Origin of the sequence: Microbacterium sp. KHB019, from assembly GCF_037285405.1 — a bacterium.
In the GTDB taxonomy this organism is placed as follows: Bacteria; Actinomycetota; Actinomycetes; order Actinomycetales; family Microbacteriaceae; genus Microbacterium.
On the sequence record NZ_JBBDHF010000001.1, the window covers coordinates 1,187,457 to 1,206,816 of the forward strand.

At 69.0% G+C, this 19,360-nt stretch carries 24 protein-coding genes; 22 read left to right on the forward strand and 2 right to left on the reverse strand.

All coding sequences use genetic code 11. The features are described from left to right. The first annotated feature begins 8 nt into the window (after window positions 1-8). The 11 genes from KHB019_RS05705 to KHB019_RS05755 are packed head-to-tail and all read left to right on the forward strand — an operon-like array spanning window position 9 to window position 8,998. Complete coding sequence (locus KHB019_RS05705) at window positions 9-350, forward strand: flagellar basal body rod protein FlgB (protein ID WP_337458284.1); 342 nt, start codon at window positions 9-11, stop codon at window positions 348-350. Further along, on the forward strand, window positions 347-739 hold the full coding sequence (locus KHB019_RS05710; RefSeq protein ID WP_230104062.1) for a flagellar basal body rod protein FlgC: 393 nt from the start codon (window positions 347-349) through the stop codon (window positions 737-739). Before KHB019_RS05705 ends, KHB019_RS05710 begins: the two co-directional genes overlap by 4 nt. Further along, a complete protein-coding gene (fliE, locus tag KHB019_RS05715; protein WP_337458285.1) occupies window positions 739-1,044 on the forward strand; it encodes a flagellar hook-basal body complex protein FliE in 306 nt (101 codons plus the stop codon). The genes KHB019_RS05710 and fliE overlap by 1 nt, the downstream gene beginning before the upstream one ends. Further along, a complete protein-coding gene (gene fliF / locus KHB019_RS05720) occupies window positions 1,044-2,681 on the forward strand; it encodes a flagellar basal-body MS-ring/collar protein FliF (RefSeq protein WP_337458286.1) in 1,638 nt (545 codons plus the stop codon). The genes fliE and fliF overlap by 1 nt, the downstream gene beginning before the upstream one ends. Beyond that, window positions 2,678-3,682, forward strand: coding sequence for a flagellar motor switch protein FliG (fliG, locus tag KHB019_RS05725; protein ID WP_337458287.1), 1,005 nt, complete (start codon window positions 2,678-2,680; stop codon window positions 3,680-3,682). The genes fliF and fliG overlap by 4 nt, the downstream gene beginning before the upstream one ends. After that, complete coding sequence (locus KHB019_RS05730; protein WP_337458288.1) at window positions 3,672-4,298, forward strand: FliH/SctL family protein; 627 nt, start codon at window positions 3,672-3,674, stop codon at window positions 4,296-4,298. The genes fliG and KHB019_RS05730 overlap by 11 nt, the downstream gene beginning before the upstream one ends. After that, entirely contained in the window at window positions 4,295-5,605 is a 1,311-nt protein-coding gene (locus tag KHB019_RS05735; RefSeq protein WP_230104057.1) for a FliI/YscN family ATPase, read from the forward strand. Before KHB019_RS05730 ends, KHB019_RS05735 begins: the two co-directional genes overlap by 4 nt. Next, a complete protein-coding gene (locus KHB019_RS05740; protein WP_230104056.1) occupies window positions 5,602-6,021 on the forward strand; it encodes a hypothetical protein in 420 nt (139 codons plus the stop codon). The genes KHB019_RS05735 and KHB019_RS05740 overlap by 4 nt, the downstream gene beginning before the upstream one ends. Next, entirely contained in the window at window positions 6,021-7,337 is a 1,317-nt protein-coding gene (locus KHB019_RS05745; RefSeq protein WP_337458289.1) for a flagellar hook-length control protein FliK, read from the forward strand. The genes KHB019_RS05740 and KHB019_RS05745 overlap by 1 nt, the downstream gene beginning before the upstream one ends. Window positions 7,338-7,363: 26 nt before the next feature. Then, window positions 7,364-7,816: a flagellar hook assembly protein FlgD gene (locus KHB019_RS05750; protein WP_337458290.1), complete on the forward strand. Its 453-nt coding sequence runs from the start codon at window positions 7,364-7,366 to the stop codon at window positions 7,814-7,816. 21 nt (window positions 7,817-7,837) lie between these two features. Next, on the forward strand, window positions 7,838-8,998 hold the full coding sequence (locus KHB019_RS05755; protein ID WP_325470957.1) for a flagellar hook protein FlgE: 1,161 nt from the start codon (window positions 7,838-7,840) through the stop codon (window positions 8,996-8,998). Window positions 8,999-9,241: 243 nt separating this feature from the next. On the opposite strand, the gene KHB019_RS05760 is transcribed toward KHB019_RS05755, so the two are convergent. Both KHB019_RS05760 and cmtR read right to left on the reverse strand, forming a co-directional pair. Then, window positions 9,242-9,907, reverse strand: coding sequence for a cation transporter (locus tag KHB019_RS05760; protein ID WP_325470956.1), 666 nt, complete (start codon window positions 9,905-9,907; stop codon window positions 9,242-9,244). Next, window positions 9,904-10,260, reverse strand: coding sequence for a Cd(II)/Pb(II)-sensing metalloregulatory transcriptional regulator CmtR (gene cmtR, locus KHB019_RS05765; RefSeq protein ID WP_337458291.1), 357 nt, complete (start codon window positions 10,258-10,260; stop codon window positions 9,904-9,906). The genes KHB019_RS05760 and cmtR overlap by 4 nt, the downstream gene beginning before the upstream one ends. A 146-nt stretch (window positions 10,261-10,406) precedes the next feature. On the opposite strand from cmtR, the gene KHB019_RS05770 reads away from it, so the two are divergent. The 11 genes from KHB019_RS05770 to KHB019_RS05820 are packed head-to-tail and all read left to right on the forward strand — an operon-like array spanning window position 10,407 to window position 19,342. Beyond that, a complete protein-coding gene (locus tag KHB019_RS05770; protein WP_230104050.1) occupies window positions 10,407-10,649 on the forward strand; it encodes a flagellar FlbD family protein in 243 nt (80 codons plus the stop codon). Beyond that, a complete protein-coding gene (locus KHB019_RS05775; protein ID WP_230104049.1) occupies window positions 10,649-11,458 on the forward strand; it encodes a motility protein A in 810 nt (269 codons plus the stop codon). Before KHB019_RS05770 ends, KHB019_RS05775 begins: the two co-directional genes overlap by 1 nt. Then, complete coding sequence (locus KHB019_RS05780; protein ID WP_325470954.1) at window positions 11,455-12,273, forward strand: OmpA/MotB family protein; 819 nt, start codon at window positions 11,455-11,457, stop codon at window positions 12,271-12,273. Before KHB019_RS05775 ends, KHB019_RS05780 begins: the two co-directional genes overlap by 4 nt. Window positions 12,274-12,321: 48 nt before the next feature. Beyond that, complete coding sequence (locus KHB019_RS05785; protein ID WP_337458292.1) at window positions 12,322-13,266, forward strand: flagellar motor switch protein FliM; 945 nt, start codon at window positions 12,322-12,324, stop codon at window positions 13,264-13,266. Then, entirely contained in the window at window positions 13,263-13,937 is a 675-nt protein-coding gene (gene fliN / locus KHB019_RS05790) for a flagellar motor switch protein FliN (RefSeq protein ID WP_337458293.1), read from the forward strand. The genes KHB019_RS05785 and fliN overlap by 4 nt, the downstream gene beginning before the upstream one ends. A gap of 50 nt (window positions 13,938-13,987) precedes the next feature. Beyond that, window positions 13,988-14,449, forward strand: a complete 462-nt coding sequence (locus KHB019_RS05795) for a FliO/MopB family protein (protein ID WP_337458294.1) — start codon at window positions 13,988-13,990, stop codon at window positions 14,447-14,449. Next, complete coding sequence (gene fliP / locus KHB019_RS05800) at window positions 14,446-15,147, forward strand: flagellar type III secretion system pore protein FliP (RefSeq protein ID WP_230104044.1); 702 nt, start codon at window positions 14,446-14,448, stop codon at window positions 15,145-15,147. The genes KHB019_RS05795 and fliP overlap by 4 nt, the downstream gene beginning before the upstream one ends. Further along, window positions 15,144-15,419, forward strand: a complete 276-nt coding sequence (fliQ, locus tag KHB019_RS05805) for a flagellar biosynthesis protein FliQ (RefSeq protein WP_230104043.1) — start codon at window positions 15,144-15,146, stop codon at window positions 15,417-15,419. The genes fliP and fliQ overlap by 4 nt, the downstream gene beginning before the upstream one ends. A gap of 1 nt (window position 15,420) precedes the next feature. Beyond that, a complete protein-coding gene (locus KHB019_RS05810) occupies window positions 15,421-16,182 on the forward strand; it encodes a flagellar biosynthetic protein FliR (RefSeq protein ID WP_337458295.1) in 762 nt (253 codons plus the stop codon). Then, window positions 16,179-17,267: an EscU/YscU/HrcU family type III secretion system export apparatus switch protein gene (locus tag KHB019_RS05815; RefSeq protein WP_230104041.1), complete on the forward strand. Its 1,089-nt coding sequence runs from the start codon at window positions 16,179-16,181 to the stop codon at window positions 17,265-17,267. The genes KHB019_RS05810 and KHB019_RS05815 overlap by 4 nt, the downstream gene beginning before the upstream one ends. Then, window positions 17,264-19,342, forward strand: a complete 2,079-nt coding sequence (locus KHB019_RS05820) for a flagellar biosynthesis protein FlhA (protein ID WP_337458296.1) — start codon at window positions 17,264-17,266, stop codon at window positions 19,340-19,342. Before KHB019_RS05815 ends, KHB019_RS05820 begins: the two co-directional genes overlap by 4 nt. Window positions 19,343-19,360 lie beyond the last annotated feature (18 nt).

Consider the following 19,360-nt stretch of genomic DNA (forward strand, 5'->3'; position numbering starts at 1 on the left):
ACGGGTTCGTGTTCGATTCAGTGACCATCTCCGCGCTCTCCAGTGCGCTCGACGGCCTCGCACTGCGCCAGCGTGCCATCGCCGACAACATCGCCAACGTCAACACCCCGAACTACCACGCCAAGCGCGTGCAGTTCGAGGAGGCACTCGCGGATGCCGTCGCGTCCGGTACCGGCCGTGCGACCGCCACGGTCGAGGAGTCCCTCGAGCCGACCCGCCTGGACGGCAACAACGTCAACCTCGACACCGAGACGCTCTCCAGCATCGACACGATGCTGCGCTACCAGTTCGCGACGCAGGCGATCAACGGATCGTTCTCCTCGATGCGCACGGCGATGAGGACCTCATGACCTTCGACGCCATCGGCATCGCCGGCACCGGACTGACCCTGCACCGCAAGTGGCTCGATGCCGTGAGCGACAACATCGCCAACATCAACACGGTCACCGCGACGAACGGCGACGCATTCCGCCAGAGGTACGTACTCGCGCAGACCAGCCCCGACTCCCCCGGCGCCTACGTCGCCGGCACCGCGCTCGGCAGCGCTGAGGGACGCCTCGTGCACCAGCCCGACCATCCGCTCGCCGACGAGGACGGCTACGTCCGCCTGCCCGACATCGACCTCGGCGACCAGATGAGCCAGCTCATCCTCGCTCAGCGCGGCTACCAGGCCAGCGCGGCGATCGTCGACCGTGCGCGCAACACCTACGAAGCCGCCCTGCAGATCGGACGAAGCTGATGGCCGCCGTCTCCGGCATCGAGGGCATCTCCTCGGCACTCACCGCTCCCGCCTCCCCGCTCGCGAACACCGCTCCGACCGGAGATTCGGCGTTCGCGACGAGCCTCACCGGCGCGATCGACGAGCTGCACGCCCTGCAGTCCGAGTCGAACACGCTCAAGGTCGCCGCCGTCACGGGCGATCTCGATGACATCCACTCGGCCATGATCGCGTCCTCGCGTGCGTCGGTCACCCTCGAGCTCGTCGCCGCCGTCCGTAACAAGGGAGTCGACGCGTTCAACGAGATCATGAGGATGCAGGCCTGATGCCCCAGGCAGTCCAGAACGTGTTCCAGCGGATCGGCCGCGTGATCGCCGGGTTCACCGTCGCTCAGCGCACGATCGCCATCATCGGTGTCGCCGTGCTCGCGCTCGGGATCATCGCTCTGTCCAGCTGGCTCTCCCGCCCGACGTTCACACCCCTGTTCTCCGGCCTCAGCCCTTCGGACGCCAACGCCGTCGTCGAGCAGCTGCGCTCGGCATCCGTGCCGTACGAGCTGAGTGCCGGCGGCACGACCGTGCTCGTCCCGGAGAAAGACGTGTACGACCAGCGACTGACCGCCGCTGCGGCAGGTCTTCCCACCTCGAGCTCCGGCGGTTACTCGCTGCTCGACGACATGGGCGTGACGACCTCGGAGTTCCAGCAGTCGGTCACGTACAAGCGCGCGATCGAGGGCGAGCTGGCAGCGACCATCTCGGCGCTCGACGGCGTCTCGGCCGCATCGGTGCAGCTCGCGATCCCCGAGGAGAGCGTGTTCGTCTCGGAGACCGTCGACCCGACGGCATCCGTCTTCATCGAAACAGGCAACGGGTCGACGCTCTCTCAGAAGCAGGTCGAGGCGATCGTCCACCTGACCTCCGCGGCGGTCAGCGGCATGAAGCCCGAGAACGTGGCCGTCGTCGACCAGACGGGGCACACGCTCTCCGCCGCCGGTGTCGGCGCGACCGGTGGCGTCGATCAGCAGGCCGGCGATTACGAGGCGCGCGTCGAGGCATCCGTGCAGCAGATGCTCGACACGGTCGTCGGCGCCGGCAACGCGACCGTCACCGTATCCGCGGTCATCGACCGCTCGCAGAACGAGCGTCTCGACGAGACCTACACCCCGGCTGAGGGCACCCCTCCGCTGACCGAGGAGATCCGCAGCGAGACGCAGAACGGCAGCTCGACGGGCGCGGGCGTGCTCGGCCCCGACAACATCGCCGTCCCCTCAGAGGGCGGCGACGGCACATCGGAGTCCACGGCCGAGACCCGCACCAACGCCATCAACAAGACCACGCAGTCGACGACGACACCGGCGGGAAGCCTCACACGGCAGTCCGTCTCGGTCGCGATCGACCAGGCCACCGCCGGCGACGCCAACATCGCGAAGCTGAACGATCTGGTCGCAGCCGCAGCCGGAATCGACACGGATCGCGGCGACACGCTCAGCGTCGAGATGGTGGCGTTCAGCCAGACCAGCGCCGAGGCTGCGCAGTCGGCGCTTCAGGCTGCAAAGGAAGCAGAGCAGGCCGCGCAGCAGGCCGCGCTGCTGAACACCGTGATCGTCGCGGCGGCGATCGGCCTGCCGCTGCTGGCCGCCGTGATCGCCCTGATCGTGCGTGCACGACGGAAGTCGGGGGCCGCCGCTGAGATGGACGCCATGTTCGGCGATCGCCCCGAGGCACTCGGCACGCTCGGTTCGAACCTGCTCACGGCGCCCACCGCGCTGCTCGATTCGCCGACCGTGCCGCTCGCGATCACTGAGCCGGACCCGCATCCGGTGGCGGAACTCGAGATCGAGACCGAGCCGGCACAGGTGACCCTCGAGCGGCGCCGCATCGAGCTTGACGCGCTGACGCGGCAGGACCCCAAGCGCACGGCCGAGCTGCTGCGCACCCTCATCGACGACAGGCAGCCGGCGTGAGTGCGCTGAGTGACCGCCAGACGGCGGCAGTTGTGCTCATGAACCTCGATCGGGCGCATGCCATCGAGGTGATGAAGCATCTCTCCGAGGCCGAGGCCGAAGCCGTGGCATCCGAGATCATCGGCCTGCAGAATCTCGACACCGAGACCACCGCGCACGCCCTCAACCGTTTCCACCGGATCGCATCCGGCCACCTGCCGCCCGCCCGCGGCGGCCGCGACATCGCCGCCGGCCTCCTGGAGGCATCGTTCGGCGCGGAGCGCGCAGCGGCCGTACTCGGTCGCGTGACCTCCACCACGGCGAACTCGTCGTTCGACTTCCTCGGCGCGGCCGACCCTGCTCAGCTCGCCACCCTCCTGGACGGCGAGCTGCCGCAGACCGTCGCCCTCGTTCTCGCGCACGTCACGACCGAACAGGCGGCAGCCGTGCTGGCCGCGCTCCCCGACCCGGCCCGCACCGACGTCGCCCACGCGATCGCGACGATGGGCACGGCGACGCAGGAGGCGATCACGATCGTCGCCGACGCGCTGAAGGCGCGCACCGGCACGTTCGCATCGCGTGAAGCGCCTGAGACCCTGGGCGGCGTCGAGCCGCTGGTGGAGATCATCAACCGGTCGGATGCCACGATCGAGAAGGCGCTGCTGGCCAGCATCGAGACCCGCGACAGCGCACTGGCGGAGGACATCAGGTCGCGGATGTTCACGTTCGCCGACATCGTCAAGCTCGAGGACCGCGACGCGCAGAGCGTTCTGCGCGGCATCAACCTGCGCTCGCTCGCGCTCGCCCTCAAGGGCGCCAACCAGGGCATCGCCGACGTCATCCGCCGCAACGTCTCGGAGCGCAACCGCGAGAACCTCGACGAGGAGTCGCGAGCGCTCGGCCCGGTGCGCGTCTCGCAGGTCGAGGAGGCGCGTGCGGAGATCGTCCGCACGATCCGCGCGCTCGAGGCGTCCGGCGACATCACGGTGCAGCGCACCGACGAGGACGAGTATGTCTACTGAGGCGTTCTCCCCTGCGGTCTTCCCCCGCCTGCACGGCGGAGGTCTGGCTGCCGAGCGCGAGCAGGCTCGCGTGCGCGGATACGCCGATGGTCATGCGGCGGGGTTCCGTGCCGGGAACGCCGCCGCAGAGGCTGCGCTCGCGACCGCTGCGGCGGAACGCCTGGCGCAGGACGTCGAGGCGGCACAGGCCGCGGCCGACGCCGCCGCCGCCCTGCACGCGGCCGCGCGCTCCCTCGCAGAACGCGAGAGGTCGCTGGTCGCCGCGACGCAGTCGCAGGTTCTCAGCCGCGCCGTCGAGCTCGCCGAGCTGATCCTGGCGGGCGAGCTGACGGATGCCGATGACTCGGCCACCGCCGCCGTGCGACGCGCACTGGCCGCGGTCGACAGCGCCCAGGTGCGCGAGCTGCGGCTGCACCCCGAAGACATCCGCACGCTGCAGCGGCTCGGCACACAGCCGGACGGCTTCGCTCTGACCGCCGATGAGACGCTCGACCGAGGGGACGCCTTCGCCGCACTCGACCACGGATTCGTCGACGCCCGAATCGGTTCCGCACTGGAGCGCGCACGCGCAGCAGCTGCCGCAGCTGCCGCTACTACGGCGGAGCGCGACGCATGAGCGCCTGGGACGCTGTGCGAACGGCGGTGCTGCCGGAGCGGATCGGCGAGGTCTCGCAGATCCGCGGGCTCAGCGTCCACGTGCGAGGGCTGGAGTGCGCGATCGGCGACGTCGTGTCGATCGGTCAGGACATGACCGGTCAAAGCGTGGACGCCGAGGTCGTCGCGACCGGTGAGGACGGCATCCGATGCATGCCGCTCGGGCCAGTGGCGGGCCTCACGGTCGGAACGACGGTGCGCTCCAGCGGCGGCGCTGTGCGCGTGCCGACAGGGCCTGCTCTCCTCGGCCGCGTGCTCGACGGGCTGGGCCGGCCGATCGACGGCAAGGGCCCGATCGCCGGCCCGCAGGTCGCCCTCGACCACGACCCGCCTTCGATCATGGGGCGCGACCGGATCTCCGCTCCGCTGCCGCTCGGCGTGCGAGCGCTCGACACCATGACGAGCGTAGGCCGCGGTCAGCGCGTCGGCCTGTTCGCCGGATCCGGGGTGGGAAAGTCCTCCCTGCTGTCGATGATCGCGCGCGGCACCGAAGCCGAAGTGACCGTGATCGCCCTGGTCGGCGAGCGCGGACGCGAGGTGCGCGAGTTCATCGAAGACGATCTGGGGCCCGAGGGTCTCGCACGTTCGGTGGTCATCGTCTCGACGTCCGACCAGCCGGCGATGGCGCGCATCCGCGCTGCCTTCACGGCGACCCGCATCGCGGAGGCGTTCCGCGACGAGGGCGCCCACGCGATCCTCATGATGGATTCCCTCACCCGTGTCGCGATGGCGCAGCGCGAGATCGGCCTCTCCGCCGGCGAGCCTCCTGCCACCCGCGGGTATCCGCCGTCGACGTTCTCCCTGCTCGCCGGGCTCCTCGAACGCGCGGGCACCGATCGCGGCGGGTCCGTCACCGGCATATACACCGTGCTCGTCGACGGCGACGACCACAACGAGCCGATCGCCGACGCCGTCCGCTCGATCCTGGACGGGCACGTGGTGCTCGACCGCGCACTCGCGCTGTCAGGGCATCATCCGGCGATCGACGTGCTGGGGTCGATCTCCCGCGTCGCGGGCAAGATCACCTCAGCCGAGCAGCGGGCCGCGGCATCCACGCTGCGCGCTGTTCTGGCCGCCCGCCGCCGCGCGAACGACCTGATCGACATCGGCGCGTATCAGTCGGGAGCCGACGCCCGCATCGACGCGGCGATCGCGAACGAGCGGTCGATCTCGGCGTTCCTCACGCAGCCGCTCGACGAGACCAGTCACAGCGAGGAGTCGTGGCGACGTCTCGGCGACCTGGTCGCGGCGTTCGGAGATGTCGCATGAGCCGTCAGTTCTCACTCGCAGGGCTGCTGCGCGTACGGGGCATCCAGGAACGCCAGGCCGCGCAGCAGCTCTCTCGCGCGGTGCTCGACGCCCAGCACACCCAGGCCAGGGAGCGGAACCTGCGTGCGGCCCTCGGCGGTGAGGGGACGGATGCCGTCGACGTGCGCTCACTCGCGGCCCTCGCCGCCGCTCGGAGCGCGAGCCGCAGCATGCTCGCCGAGATCACCTCGCTCGCAGCCGTGCAGCAGAAGTCCGTCGACGAGGCGCGCATCCAGCACGCCGAGGCGCGGCGAGCCCAGCGCGGCCTCGATCGGCTCTCGGACGCCCATGCCCTGCGCGTGCAGGCCGAGGATCTGCGCGCCGAGCAGGCCGAACTCGATGAGATCGCATCGCGGACGAAGCCGGAGGACGCGTGATGAGCCTGATCAGCATGCTGGCAGGGCCGGTCGCGAAGACCACGCGCAGCGCCGAACCGGCGGCCGCCGCCGACGGCGAGAAGGCACTGGCATTCGCGGATGCCGTGGACGATGCGCGGGCCGCTCTGACTGATTCCGCGACCTCGGATGCCGTGACCTCGGATGCAGTGACGCCGGATGCCGCGACGCCGGATGCGGCGACGCCGGTGACGCCTGCTCTCATCGCGACCGCTCCGGGCGCTGAGCCGGGGGAAGCGGCTTCCTCGAAAGGCTTCGGCTCGCTGACGCTCGCTCAGCCCGTTTCGTCTCCGACTGCTTCGCAGCCTCCGCTCAACGACCCGCAGGCGGGCGCCGAAGCATCCGAGGAAGCGCCGACCCTTCGACAGGCTCAGGGATCGGCGGCGCCTCAGGGGACGCTCGCAGGAGCATCCACGACGCAGCCTAAACAGCGGGTCGTTGAGCGAGCCGAAGGCGAGACGAAACGCGTTGAGCGAGCGTCAGCGAGTCGAAACGAGACCTCGGAATCGGCTCCAGACGGGAGGCCTCGACTCGCGCCGCTCGCTCAGCCCGTTTCGTCTGCGTCGGCTCCGCCGCCTCCGCTCAACGACCCGCAGCCCACGTCGGGGACGCTGAGCGAGCAGACACCCCAACTCGGGACGTTGAGCGAGCGCAGCGAGACGAAACGCGTTGAGCGAGCGTCAGCGAGTCGAAACGAGACCCCGACCCCGGTCGAACTGCCGCAGAGCCTTCGACCTGCTCAGGCATCGGCGGCGCCGACGACAGCATCGGCGATGCCGGCGGCGATGGTCCGCCCTTCCCTGCTTCCCCAGGTGTCAGCCCCGGTGCTCGCTCTGACGCAGGCGGCCGACGGCGATCACCAGCTCACACTGACCATCTCCCCCGAGAGCCTGGGCCCCGTGACCGTGCGGGCGCACATCTCCGGCGGCACGATGCGCATCGAACTCGCCGCGCCCACCGACCTCGGTCGAGACGCGCTGCGGATGATCCTCGCCGATCTCCGCCGCGATCTCGCCGCCGCCGCGCCGCACGCCACGCTCGCGATCTCGGCACAGGACGGCGCCCACTCCGGATCGAGCCAGTCGGGCTCGGGTCATTCCGGTGCCGGCCAGCCGAGCGCGGCGTTCACGGCTGCGAACGGCCACGGCTCGTCGCAGAGCTCCGGGTCTCAATCCGGAACCCAGAACGGCGGTTCGCCGGCCGATCGAGGGCAGACGCGCACTTCCTCGCCGGATACCCCCCAGCCCACTCCCACACCGCTCACGACGCCGCACGGCGGCATCGACGTCTACGCCTGATCGAGAAGGATCGAGAAGAGGAACCCATGACCACTGTCGATGCGATCTCCGCAGCATCCACTGTCTCCACCACCGGCCTGCAGACCGGCACCACGACGCCGGCGACCGAGCGCAAGCAGACGCTCGACTCCGAGGTCTTCCTGAAGCTGCTCGTCACGCAGCTCACCAATCAGGACCCGAGCTCTCCCATGAACACCAACGAGATGATCGCGCAGACCACGCAGCTGGCATCCATGGAGCAGCTCACGGCCCTGAGCACCACAACGAACGAGAACTTCGCGCTGAGCATGCGTCAGACGGCCGCGACGCTCATCGGTCAGCAGGCTCAGTACGTCGATGATGCGGGCGTCGAGCACACCGGCATCGTCTCCGCCGTCTCGTTCAGCAGCGCCGTCCCCATGGTGACGATCGGCGACACCGCCGTCCCCCTCGATTCGGTCTCCGGACTGACGCTCGTCTCCCCGACCACTCGATCCTGACCCACCCAGAAAGGCACCATCATGCTTCGCTCCCTTTTCTCCGGCATCTCGGGTCTGCGCTCGCATCAGACCATGCTCGATGTCACCGGCAACAACATCGCCAACGTCAACACGACGGGATTCAAGGCGTCGGCCGTGCAATTCCAGGACTCGCTCTCGCAGCTGCTGCAGAACTCGATGATGCCGCAGCAGGGCGCTGGCGGGCAGAACCCCGCCCAGGTCGGGCTCGGCGTGCAGGTCGCCGGCATCCGCACCAACTTCGCCGCCGGTGCCCCGCAGCCGACCGGTGTCCCGACCGACCTCATGATCAGCGGGGACGGCTTCTTCGTCGTCCGCTCCGGCGGCGAGACGCTCTACACCCGCAACGGCGGATTCTCGTTCGACACCAACGGCCAGCTCGTCAGCGCTGACGGTGCGCTGGTGCAGGGCTGGACGGCCGTGAACGGCACCATCGTCCCCGGTCAGGGCCTGGGCAGCATCACTCTGCCCGTCGGCGCGCTGATCCCGGCGACGGCGTCCACCTCGGCGACGGTGAAGGGCAACCTGCCGTCCGAGGCGGCTGCCGGCGACGTCCTCGTGCGCGACGTGCAGGTGTACGGCGCTGACGGCACCGAATCCTCGCTGCGGCTCACGTTCACGCGCACGGCGACCGGTTGGGACGTCAGCGACGGAAACGGCGCCAGCACGACGCTCGCCTTCACCGACGGAGCGCAGACCGGAGCCGGATCGCTCGTGTCCGGCGGCATCACGGTCGACCTGTCCGCCGTCACGGGTTTCGCCGACGTAAGCGACATCGCGATCACCGAGCAGAACGGCAAGCCGGCCGGAACGCTGAGCTCGTACGCACTGACGAACGACGGCAGCCTCGTCGGCACGTTCAGCAACGGCGAGACCGAGGTACTGGCGCGCGTCGCCCTGGCCGGCTTCGTCAACCCCGGCGGGCTCGAGAAGGCCGGCTCGTCGCAGTTCCGCGCGAGCGCGAACTCGGGTCAGGCGACCATCGGCTCCGCCGGCTCCGACGGACTCGGCGGCATCATCAGCGGTGCGCTCGAGATGTCGAACGTCGACCTGTCGCAGGAGTTCACCAACCTCATCGTCGCGCAGCGCGGCTTCCAGGCGAACGCCCGCATCATCACCACCAGCGACGAGGTGCTGCAGGAGTTGACGAACCTCAAGCGCTGATCCGGCGCTCGACGACGAGGGAGAGCCGCCCGGCCTGCCGGCTCTCCCTCGTCAGCACTCACCGCAACACGGCCCCGAAAACGATGCCCGGTAGCAAGCTTTAGCAGTGCTAACCGCGAGTAGCGGCGCCGCTAGCAAGCTTTAGCAGTGCTAACCACGAGTAGCGACCTGCCGCCAACCGTTCACTCAGCCGATGCGTGAGCGTGCAGGCGATCGGCAGGACGTCGAGGGGTCCGATGTGGGTCATGCTTCCACCTCAGCAGAGCCGCCCTGCTCGAAATCCTCGAGGGCTTCGAACGGAGAGTCGACATCCCCGCGCCAGGCCTCGACCCCCTCGCGTATCGCGAGGACCGAGACGACGAGCGCAGCGACCGAATCGGCCCATGCCCATCCGAGCAGTGCGTTGAACAGCAGCCCGAGCAGCACGGTGCCGGACAGGTAGATGCACAGCAGCAGCTGTTTGGCGTCGGCCTGCACGCTGCGCGAGCCGAGTTCTCGTCCGGTCCGGAACTCGAACCACGCCAGTGCCGGCATGATGATGAGGCTCGCGATCGCGATTCCGATGCCGACCGGGGTGTACTCCGGCGTGCGCACGCCGACCAGCGCGAGGATCGCTTCGACGATGACGTACGCAGCGAGCGCGAAGAAGGCGATCCCGATCACGCGGACGGTGACCTTCTCCCATCGCTCCGGATCCCTGCGGGTGAACTGCCAGGCGATCGCCGCAGCGGATGCGACCTCGATCGTGGAATCGAGCCCGAACCCGATCAGCGCAGCAGAAGATGCGAGGGCGCCCGCCGCGAGGGCGATGACCGCCTCGATGATGTTCCACGAGATCGTGAAGAAGACGATGAAACGCACCCGACGGTGCAGGATGCGCCGCCGCACATCGGTCAAGGTGACGCTCATGCGAGGTCGGGTCCGCAGCAGCCGGGGACCGCGCACGTCGGGTCCATGCACGGGGCATCTTCGTCGACCGCGAGCGTGACGTCGATGAGCGCTGCCAGGGCGGCCGTCAGATGCGGGTCGGCGATCTCGTAGCGGGTCTGGCGCCCCTCCGCCCCGGCCACGACGATCCCGCAGCCGCGCAGACAGGCCAGATGGTTGGAGACGTTCGTCCGGGTCAGCTCCAGCTCGTGGGCGAGCTTCGCCGGGTACCCGGGCGCCTGGAGAAGAGACAGCAGGATGCGAGAACGTGTCGGGTCGGCCATCGCACGCCCGAGTCGATTCATCACGTCCACTCGTGTCGCAATAGTCAGCATGCACTGACTATACAGTCAACAGTGACCTATCGAAACACGTACCCCGCTAACGCTCCGGAGTCGGCGGCCGACAGTCAACCACGACGGCCCAGGATGGGCGGTCAGTCCTCACGGATCGAGGACACGTTGTTTCCAGGATGGAGCCCATGATCGTCGTCACGCGCCTGAACCGAACACGGTTCGCGCTGAACCCTGACCTGATCGAGCGGATCCAGGCCTCCCCCGACACCACCATCATCATGGTGGATGCCGCCACCTTCGTCGTCACAGAGACGATGGCCGAGGTGATCGCGAAGATCACCGAGTACCGCGCCGGCGTACTCGCCGCCGCGGCGAACCTGGCCCGCATCCCGATCTCCCCCGCCGACGAGCCGGAGGCGGTGCGCTGATGGATCCGTCACTCATCCTCGGCCTCGTCCTCGCGTTCGGCGCCCTGCTGGCCATGATCGGCATCGAGGGCGCCTCCGTGACGGCCCTTCTGCTGCCGGCGCCCATGATCCTCGTCTTCGGCGGCACCATCGCCGTCGGCATCGCGACCGGAACCATCCGCGACTTCCTGCACGCGATCAAGGCGCTGCCGCGTGCTTTCCGCGGCGACAAGCACTCGGCCTCGAGCATGATCGACAAGATCGTCGGCCACGCCGAGAAGGCGCGCTCCGAGGGTCTGCTCGCACTCGAGCAGTCACTCGTCGACGAGAAGGATCCGTTCCTGCGTCAATCGCTGCAGAGCATCGCGGACGGCGTCGACGCCGAAGAGCTCCGCACGCTGATGGAGGACGAGATCACCTCGGCCGCCGCACGCAACCGCACTGCATCCAAGTTCTACATGACCCTCGGCGGATTCGCGCCGACGGTCGGCATCGTCGGCACCGTGGTCTCGCTGACGCACGTGCTCGAGAACCTCGACCAGCCGGACGAGCTGGGCCACATGATCGCCGCCGCATTCGTCGCCACGCTGTGGGGCCTGCTGTCGGCGAACTTCATCTGGCTGCCGATCGGCGGCCGTCTCCAGCGTCTGGGTGAGCTGGAGGTCGAGCGGATGACTCTGGTGATGGAGGGCATGCTGGCCGTTCAGGCAGGGTCCCCGCCGCAGTTCGTCGGCGAGCGCCTCCGCGCCCTCGTCGCACATCGTCCGACGGCGAAATCCAACCGCAGGGGTGCGGGTCAAGGGGCAGCGGATCCGGCACCGACGTCATGAGCGTCAGAGCGCGTCGACAGGTCCCGCACGACGAGCACAGCGGGCCCGACGAGCGCTGGATGGCGTCCTACCTCGACATGATCACGGTGCTCATGTGCCTGTTCATCGTGCTGTTCGCGATGTCGACGGTCGACCAGGAGAAGTTCGCGGCCCTGAGCGCATCGCTGGCCACCGGGTTCGGGCAGGACCCGACGGAGTTCGCCGACACCGCAGAGGGCGTCGTCGTTCCCCCCGAGCTCATCGACGAGAAGGGCGAACCGGCCGACCCTGACCTGAACGCCGCCGTCGTCGAGTTCGAGGAGCTGTCCGCGCTGCGCGACAAGCTGCGTGACGTGCTCGCCCAGAACCACCTGGAAGCAGACGTCACCTTCACGATCGACGACCGCGGTCTCACGATCGGACTCGTCAGCGCCGAGACGTTCTTCGAGACGAACAGCACGAAGCTCAGCGGCAAGGCCGTCGCCGTGCTCGACGCCCTGGGCACGGTGCTGGTCAGCGTCCCGAACGACATCTCCGTCGAAGGCCACGCCGATCACCGCGTCGCAGCGGCCCCGTTCGCGACGAACTGGGAACTGTCCTCCGGCCGCTCGACCCAGGTGCTCCGGCACCTCGTCGAGTCCGGCGGTCTGCCGCCCACTCACGTGAAATCCGTCGGCTATGCCGACACCCGTCCGATCGCCACAGGGTCCAGCGCAGACGCGCTGGCCAAGAACCGACGGGTCGACATCGTCGTCCTCTCCCAGGTGAAAGAGGAGGTGCGCTCGCTCATCCCGTCCGTTCAGGCCTCTGCGGGGGGATCCAAGCCGGGACCCTGACCTCTCCGTCGCCTAACGCGCGCACGTCACCGCCCGATAGTGGGGTTCGTGGTGATCGACGACAGCGCGCGATCCGGCATGCCGACGGAGGGGCCTTCGGCGACCGCCGAGATCGCGGCATACGACTTCGAGCGTTCGGCGACGCTCTCCCGCGAGCACGCGCGCGCGCTCGAGCTGGCGTTCGAGACGTTCTCGCGCCAGTGGGCCGCCGAGCTCTCGGCCAAGATCCGCGTGCGGGCGACCGTCACGGTCGAGTACGTGACGATGCAGAGCTACGGCGAGTACGCCCAGTCGCTGCCGACCACAACTGCACTCGTCGTGTGCGCCCTGCCCGACTCGTCCGAGCGGATGATCGTGCAGTTCCCGACGTCGGCGGCGACCGCCTGGATCGTGCAGATGGTCGGCGGACGCCCCGTCGGCGCGACGGAGGAGCGCACGTTCACGCCGATCGAGCAGGCTCTGATCGGATCCCTGATGACGGATGTTATCGCCCTGCTCACCGGCACGATGGACGGGCTGCTCCCGCAGGGCGTGACGATCGCCGGCATCCAGTACAACTCGCAGTTCGCGCAGGTAGCCGCAGACAACGAGCCGGTGATCGTGGCGCAACTCACCATGCGTCTGAGCGGACGCTCCGTTCCGACGAGCGTCATGCTGCCGGCATCCATCCTCTCGGCGTTCGCTTCCACCGCCCCCGCGGACCGCTCCGCCAACCCCGAGCTCGTGCGCCGGCAGGTCGAGGAGACGCCGATCGAGGTGTCGCTGCGGCTCAGCCCGCGCACCATGCTCCCGCGCGAGGTCCTCGGCCTCGCGGTCGGCGACATCGTGCCGCTGCCGCACGCGGCCGACCGGCCACTCCTCCTGCTCGTGGGCGATCAGCCCATCGCCACGGCCGCCGTCGGCACCGCCGGCGCGCGCCTGGCCTGCGTCGTCACGACCACGATCCCCGACCCCAGCACCGTTTCCGTCCCCGCCTCCGAGGAGTCCGTGTGACCACCACCACCGCTTACGAGTCCGCCGTCGCCGCAGCCTTCGCGGCCCGGCTCCCCACTGCGGCTCCCACCGGCGTCCGGCCGTCGCGTTCGTCGGGCGATACCGGCGACGCCGTCGTCGTCTCGTTCGTCGGAGAGGCCAGTGCCGAACTCGCCGTGCAGATCCTCGACCCGCTCACACTCGTCGACGGCCTGCCCGACGCGCCGCTCGCGGACCGGCTGCTCGACGCCCTCGAGGCATCGGCGACCGCGCTCGGCCCTGGTGCGCTGGGCGAAGCGCGCATCGGCGACGCATCGGCGATCTTCTCGCATCCCGCCGTGCAGGTGTTCGATCTTCTCGACGACACAGAGCGCACGATCGGCCGTCTCGCCGTCCGCGTGACGCAGCTCCCTTCGAACGACCGGACGGGGAGCGGCGCCACCTCGTCGCGCCGTCTGCAGCGCATCGCCGGCGTCGAGATGGACCTCACGGTCGAGATCGGCCGCACGCGGATGGCCGTGCGCGACGTGCTCGACCTCGAGCCAGGACGCGTCGTCGAGCTGGATCGCTCGGCCGGCGCACCCGCCGACGTGAAGCTCAACGGCCGCATCATCGCCCACGGCGAGATCGTCGTCGTCGATCAGGATTATGCGGTGCGCATCACGCGCATCCTCGAGAACATCGAGGCCTGATCCTGGAGGAGCTGCTCGTCGGACTGCGCGTCGCCCTGTCGCTGGCGGCGGTGCTCGGGCTGCTCTGGTACCTGCAGCGACGGTTCTCCCGCGGGGCATCGCGCCGCCGCGACGCCCAGCCGATCACGGTGCTCGGTCGCCAGAACCTCGGGTCGAAGGCGCAGTTCGTCGTCGTGCAGACCTCAGACGCGCGATACGTGCTCGGGGTCACCGAGCACGGCGTCAGCGTCATCGATCGCCTGGACGTCGACGAGGATGCCGAGCGAGAGGATGCCACGGCATCCGGGATCATCGCGAACGACGCATCGCGGCATCCGGAAGACGCATCGCGGCATCCGGACGACGCGACCGGCGCATCCACGGCGTTCGACAGCATCCTCGCCGGGGCATCCGACACAGGCGCGCCAGAACTCCGTCGCCGCGTACGGCGTCGGAACGACCCCCTGCGCGGATCGATCATCTCCCCCGACACCTGGCGTCAGACCGCCGAGGCCTTCCGGCGTTCACGATGAGCGCTGCGCTGCAGGCCGCCGTCGTCCCTCTGCTCACGATCGACATCGACGGCGTCGACGGCTCCCCCTCAGGGTCGATCCTCACGCTGCTCGGGATCACGCTGCTGTCGGTGGCACCGGCCCTGCTGCTCATGATGTCGTCGTTCACGAAGATCTTCGTCGTGCTCGCGATGACCCGCAACGCGCTCTCGCTGCCCAGCATCCCGCCGAACCAGGTGCTCGCTGGGCTCTCGCTGTTCCTGTCGCTGTTCATCATGTGGCCGGTGCTCACCGAGATCAACACGGTCGCAGTGCAGCCGTACATCGACGGGTCTCTCACGTTCGCGCAGGCCTTCGACGTGGGTCAGGCGCCGCTGCAGGACTGGATGCTGCGATTCACGCGCGAGGAGGACCTTGCGCTGATGTCGCGCATGGCGGCGCAGGACAACCCCACCGACCCGCAGAGCGTGCCGCTGTACACGCTGATCCCGGCCTTCATGATCTCCGAGCTGCGCGCGGCCTTCATCATCGGCTTCGTCATCTTCGTGCCGTTCCTGGTCATCGACCTCGTCGTCGCCGCGGCGCTGATGTCGATGGGCATGATGATGCTGCCCCCGGTGATGATCTCCCTGCCGTTCAAGATCCTGCTGTTCATCCTGGTCGACGGATGGGGGCTGATCATCACATCGCTCCTGGAGAGTTACGGAGGGGTCGGATGAGCCCGGAGGCTGTACTCGACATCGGCACGCAGGGCCTGCTCATCGCGGCGAAGCTCGCCGCCCCCGTGCTCATCACCGCGCTCGTCGTCGGCTTCGGGATCTCGCTGCTGCAGTCGATCACCCAGGTGCAGGAGGTGACGCTGTCGTTCGTGCCGAAGATCGTCGCCGTCGGCATCGCCCTGCTGATCGCCGGCAACTGGATGATCGCCGAGATCATCGCCTTCACGAACGACATGTTCGACCGCATCCCGATGCTGCTGAGCGGCGGATGACGTGAACATCCCGATCGACTTCGCCTGGCTGGAGGCGACCATGCTGGCCGCGGTGCGCATCACCGCGTTCATCGTGATCGCCCCGCCGTTCTCGTACGGGGGCATCCCCATGCGCATCAAGGCGATGCTGGCGATCGGGCTGTCCCTGGCGATGGGCGCCGCAGTGGCTCCCGGTTATGAGCCGCTCGACACGGGCCCGTTCTTCGGCGCACTCGCCATGCAGGTGCTCACAGGAGCGCTGCTCGGCTTCCTCGTGATGCTGTGCTTCGCCGCCCTGCAATCGGCCGGCAACCTCATCGACGTGTTCGGCGGCTTCCAGCTGGCGCAGGCGTTCGACCCGCAGTCCATGATCAACGGTGCCCAGTTCACCCGGCTGTTCCACATGGCGGCGCTCGCGCTGCTGTTCGCGTCCGGCGGCTACCAGATCATCCTCGCCGGGCTGGCGCGCAGCTTCGAAGCGGTGCCGGTGACCGGGGTCCTCGAGGTCTCGGGCCCCGCCGAGCTGCTCGTGGACGGCGTCTCGCAGATGGTGCTCGCCGCGGTGCAGATCGCCGGCCCGCTCGTACTGGTGCTGTTCCTCGCCGATGCCGGCCTCGGGCTCATCACCCGTGTGGCCCCCGCGCTGAACGCGTTCGCGATGGGCTTCCCGGTGAAGATCCTCCTCACCCTGCTTCTCGCCGGCACAGTGTTCATCGCCCTCCCCGCCCTGGTCGACGCGCTGGCGTCCGAGGCCCTGCGCATGATGCGGGGGGTGCGGGTATGAGCAACGACAGCGGTGAGCGCAGTGAGAAGGCCACGGACAAGCACCTGCGCGAAGCCCGGCAGAAGGGGCGCATCTCGCGCAGCCAGGACCTCACCGCCTGGCTCGGGATCGGCGCGGCCGCGGTCGCGCTGCCGGCGGCCATCGGGCTCGGGGCGTCGGCCGGCACCGAGCAGCTGATCTCGCTCACTTCGATCGTCCATGCACCGTCGCCCGCATCGGCGCTCGGTGCTCTCGGTCAGGGGCTCGGCTCGATCCTCCCGACGCTCGGAGTGATGCTCGCCACCGTCGCCATCGTCACGCTTCTCGGAGCCGTGATCCAAGGTGGCGTGCACCCGCGCAAGCTCGCAGGACGGTTCGAGCAGTTCAACATCGTGAACGGCGTCAAGCGCGTGTTCGGCCTGCAGGCGCTGTGGGAGGGCGCGAAGGCCCTGCTGAAGACCGCCGCGATCGGACTGGCCCTGTGGGTCGTGATCGCCGGGCTCATGCCCGTGCTCTCCGCGAGCGGCTCGCACTCGATCTCGCGACTGCTCGGCACTGCCAGCGAGGGCAGCGCTGCACTGCTGCAGACGGCGATCGCGGTCGGGCTGGCGCTGGCGGCGATCGACGTGTTCGTCGTGATGCGCCGAAACACCAAGCACACCCGCATGACCAAGCGCGAGGTGCGCGATGAGAACAAGAACTCCGAGGGCGACCCGCTGATCCGCCAGCAGCGCCGCTCGCGTCAGCTCGCGATCAGCCGCAATCGCATGATCGCCGCTGTCGCCGGCTCCGACGTCGTACTCGTGAACCCGACCCACGTCGCCGTCGCCCTGAAGTACGAGGCCGGCCGCTCGGCGCCGAAGGTCGTGGCCAAGGGCACGGGCGTGATCGCCGACAGCATCCGAGAGCGGGCCAAGACGGCCGGAGTGCCGATGATCCGCGAGATAGCGCTCGCCCGTGCGCTGTTCGCCTCGTGCGAGGTCGGGCAGGAGATCCCCGAGGACCTGTACAACGCCGTCGCCAGGGTGCTCGTGTTCGTCGACAGTCTGCGCAAGCGCGGTGCCGCCCGCGGCATCCATTCCCTTCCCTACCGGAGGACCGTATGAATCAACTGCTGCGGAAGCTCGCGGTGCCGATCGGCGTGGTCGGCATCATCATGCTGCTCGTCGTGCCGATCCCGCCGTTCCTGCTCGACACGCTGATCATCCTGAACATCATGTTCGCGCTGGTCATCCTGCTGACGTCGATGTTCGTGCGCAAGCCGCTGGACTTCTCGGTGTTCCCCTCGCTGCTGCTCGTGGCGACGCTTTTCCGGCTCGGGCTGAACGTGGCATCCACCCGTCTCGTGCTCGGCGAGGCGTACGCCGGGCAGGTGATCGAGGCGTTCGGGGCGATCGCCGTCGGCGGCTCGCTGATCATCGGCGCCGTCGTGTTCCTCATCCTCGTGGTGATCCAGTTCGTCGTGGTGACCAAGGGTGCGGAGCGCGTGGCCGAGGTGGGTGCGCGCTTCACCCTCGACGCCATGCCGGGCAAGCAGATGGCGATCGACGCCGACCTCAACGCGGGGCTGATCACCGACACACAGGCGCGTGAGCGCCGCGCCGAGGTCGCCGCTGAGGCCGACTTCTACGGCGCGATGGACGGTGCGTCGAAGTTCGTCAAGGGCGATGCGATCGCCGGCCTCGTGATCATCATCATCAACATCATCGGCGGCATCGCGATCGGGCTCGTCTCGCACGGCATGGACATCGAGGAGGCCGTCAGCACGTACAGCCTGCTGACGATCGGCGACGGGCTGGTGACGCAGATCCCCGCGCTGCTGATGGCGGTGTCGACGGGCATGATCGTCACGCGCTCGAACGCCGAAGCCGAGATGGGTCAGGCCGCCACCGCGCAGCTCGGGCAGTCGCGAAACGCGCTGCTGATCGCCGGGTGCGCGGCGCTCGTCATGGGTCTGATCCCCGGGATGCCCGTGCTGCCCTTCGTCGCCGTCGGAGCGCTGCTGCTGTTCGCGGCGCAGCAGGTCAAGGCGGGAGAGGCGAAGGCGGCCGCTGAGGAGGCGACGTCGGCCGCGGATGCTTCCTCGGCTTCAGCGGCCGACCAGCCGGAGGAGCTCATCGAGAAGATGCGGGTGCACGCGCTCGAGATCCAGCTCGCCCCGAACATCGTCGACCTCGTCACCGGCGGCCCCGACGACCTGCTGGCGCGAGTCAAGGCGCTGCGGCGCAGGATCGCGCTGGACCTCGGCCTCGTCGTTCCTCCGGTCCGAACGCGCGACAGCATCGAGCTGCCGGTGTCGACGTACACGATCCGCATCGCGGGCGTCGAGACGGGCCGCGGCACCGCTCCGCCCGGATCCGTGCTCGCGCTCGGACAGGGGCTGGATTCCCTGCCGGGCACCGCGGCGCTCGACCCGGTGTTCGGGCTCGAGGGCAAGTGGATCCCCATGGAGATGCGGCACAGCGCGGAGTTCTCGGGGGCCACGGTGATCGACCGGGCGAGCGTGATCATCACGCACCTGTCGAGCGTCATCCAGTCCAATGCCGCTCGCCTGCTCAGCCGCGAGGACGTGCGGCAGCTCACGGACGCGCTCAAGCAGGTCTCGCCGTCGGCCGTCGAAGAGCTCACGCCCGCGCTGCTGTCGCTGGCCGAGGTGCAGCGGGTGCTGCAGGGGCTGCTCGCCGAGCGCGTGCCCATCAACGACCTCAGCCGCATCTACGAGGCGCTCGCGCTTCGCGCCAAGACCTCGACGGAGCCGGACGGACTGATCGAGGCAGCGCGTGCGGCGCTCGGCCCCGCGATCGCCGCACGGTTCGCGGATGCCGGAACACTGCGCGTCATCATGATCAACCCTCTCCTGGAGCAGGCGATGCTCGAGAACCTGCGGACGAGCGACGACGGCCCGCAGATCGTGTTCGACCCGCAGCGGCTCGAAGGGGTCATCGAGTCGGTCAAGCAGGCTGTCGCGGCCATCACCGATGGCGCAGAGCCGGTGCTGGTCTGCGCGCCGACGCTGCGGGCCGCGGTGCGGAGGCTGGTTTCGGCGCAGACCGACGGGCTGCCTGTGCTGTCGTACAACGAGGCGACGGCCGCAGCACTCACGATCGAGACGGTCGGCGTGGTGCGCGACAGCCCTGCTCTGTCCGCACCCGTGGGTGCTGTGCCGACGCCCGGTCCGTGAGCCGAGGCCCGGTCCGTG

Excerpts from the sequence above, each read along its gene's own strand:
- KHB019_RS05760 (WP_325470956.1), bottom strand. The coding sequence starts at position 9,907 with ATGAGCGTCACCTTGACCGATGTGCGGCGGCGCATCCTGCACCGTCGG.
- fliP (WP_230104044.1), top strand. The coding sequence starts at position 14,446 with ATGAGCGCTGCGCTGCAGGCCGCCGTCGTCCCTCTGCTCACGATCGAC.
- fliF (WP_337458286.1), top strand. The coding sequence starts at position 1,044 with ATGCCCCAGGCAGTCCAGAACGTGTTCCAGCGGATCGGCCGCGTGATC.
- fliQ (WP_230104043.1), top strand. The coding sequence starts at position 15,144 with ATGAGCCCGGAGGCTGTACTCGACATCGGCACGCAGGGCCTGCTCATC.
- KHB019_RS05775 (WP_230104049.1), top strand. The coding sequence starts at position 10,649 with ATGGATCCGTCACTCATCCTCGGCCTCGTCCTCGCGTTCGGCGCCCTG.
- KHB019_RS05770 (WP_230104050.1), top strand. The coding sequence starts at position 10,407 with ATGATCGTCGTCACGCGCCTGAACCGAACACGGTTCGCGCTGAACCCT.
- KHB019_RS05780 (WP_325470954.1), top strand. The coding sequence starts at position 11,455 with ATGAGCGTCAGAGCGCGTCGACAGGTCCCGCACGACGAGCACAGCGGG.
- fliE (WP_337458285.1), top strand. The coding sequence starts at position 739 with ATGGCCGCCGTCTCCGGCATCGAGGGCATCTCCTCGGCACTCACCGCT.
- KHB019_RS05750 (WP_337458290.1), top strand. The coding sequence starts at position 7,364 with ATGACCACTGTCGATGCGATCTCCGCAGCATCCACTGTCTCCACCACC.
- KHB019_RS05815 (WP_230104041.1), top strand. The coding sequence starts at position 16,179 with ATGAGCAACGACAGCGGTGAGCGCAGTGAGAAGGCCACGGACAAGCAC.
- KHB019_RS05710 (WP_230104062.1), top strand. The coding sequence starts at position 347 with ATGACCTTCGACGCCATCGGCATCGCCGGCACCGGACTGACCCTGCAC.
- KHB019_RS05820 (WP_337458296.1), top strand. The coding sequence starts at position 17,264 with ATGAATCAACTGCTGCGGAAGCTCGCGGTGCCGATCGGCGTGGTCGGC.
- KHB019_RS05735 (WP_230104057.1), top strand. The coding sequence starts at position 4,295 with ATGAGCGCCTGGGACGCTGTGCGAACGGCGGTGCTGCCGGAGCGGATC.
- cmtR (WP_337458291.1), bottom strand. The coding sequence starts at position 10,260 with ATGCTGACTATTGCGACACGAGTGGACGTGATGAATCGACTCGGGCGT.
- KHB019_RS05755 (WP_325470957.1), top strand. The coding sequence starts at position 7,838 with ATGCTTCGCTCCCTTTTCTCCGGCATCTCGGGTCTGCGCTCGCATCAG.
- KHB019_RS05745 (WP_337458289.1), top strand. The coding sequence starts at position 6,021 with ATGAGCCTGATCAGCATGCTGGCAGGGCCGGTCGCGAAGACCACGCGC.
- KHB019_RS05740 (WP_230104056.1), top strand. The coding sequence starts at position 5,602 with ATGAGCCGTCAGTTCTCACTCGCAGGGCTGCTGCGCGTACGGGGCATC.
- KHB019_RS05730 (WP_337458288.1), top strand. The coding sequence starts at position 3,672 with ATGTCTACTGAGGCGTTCTCCCCTGCGGTCTTCCCCCGCCTGCACGGC.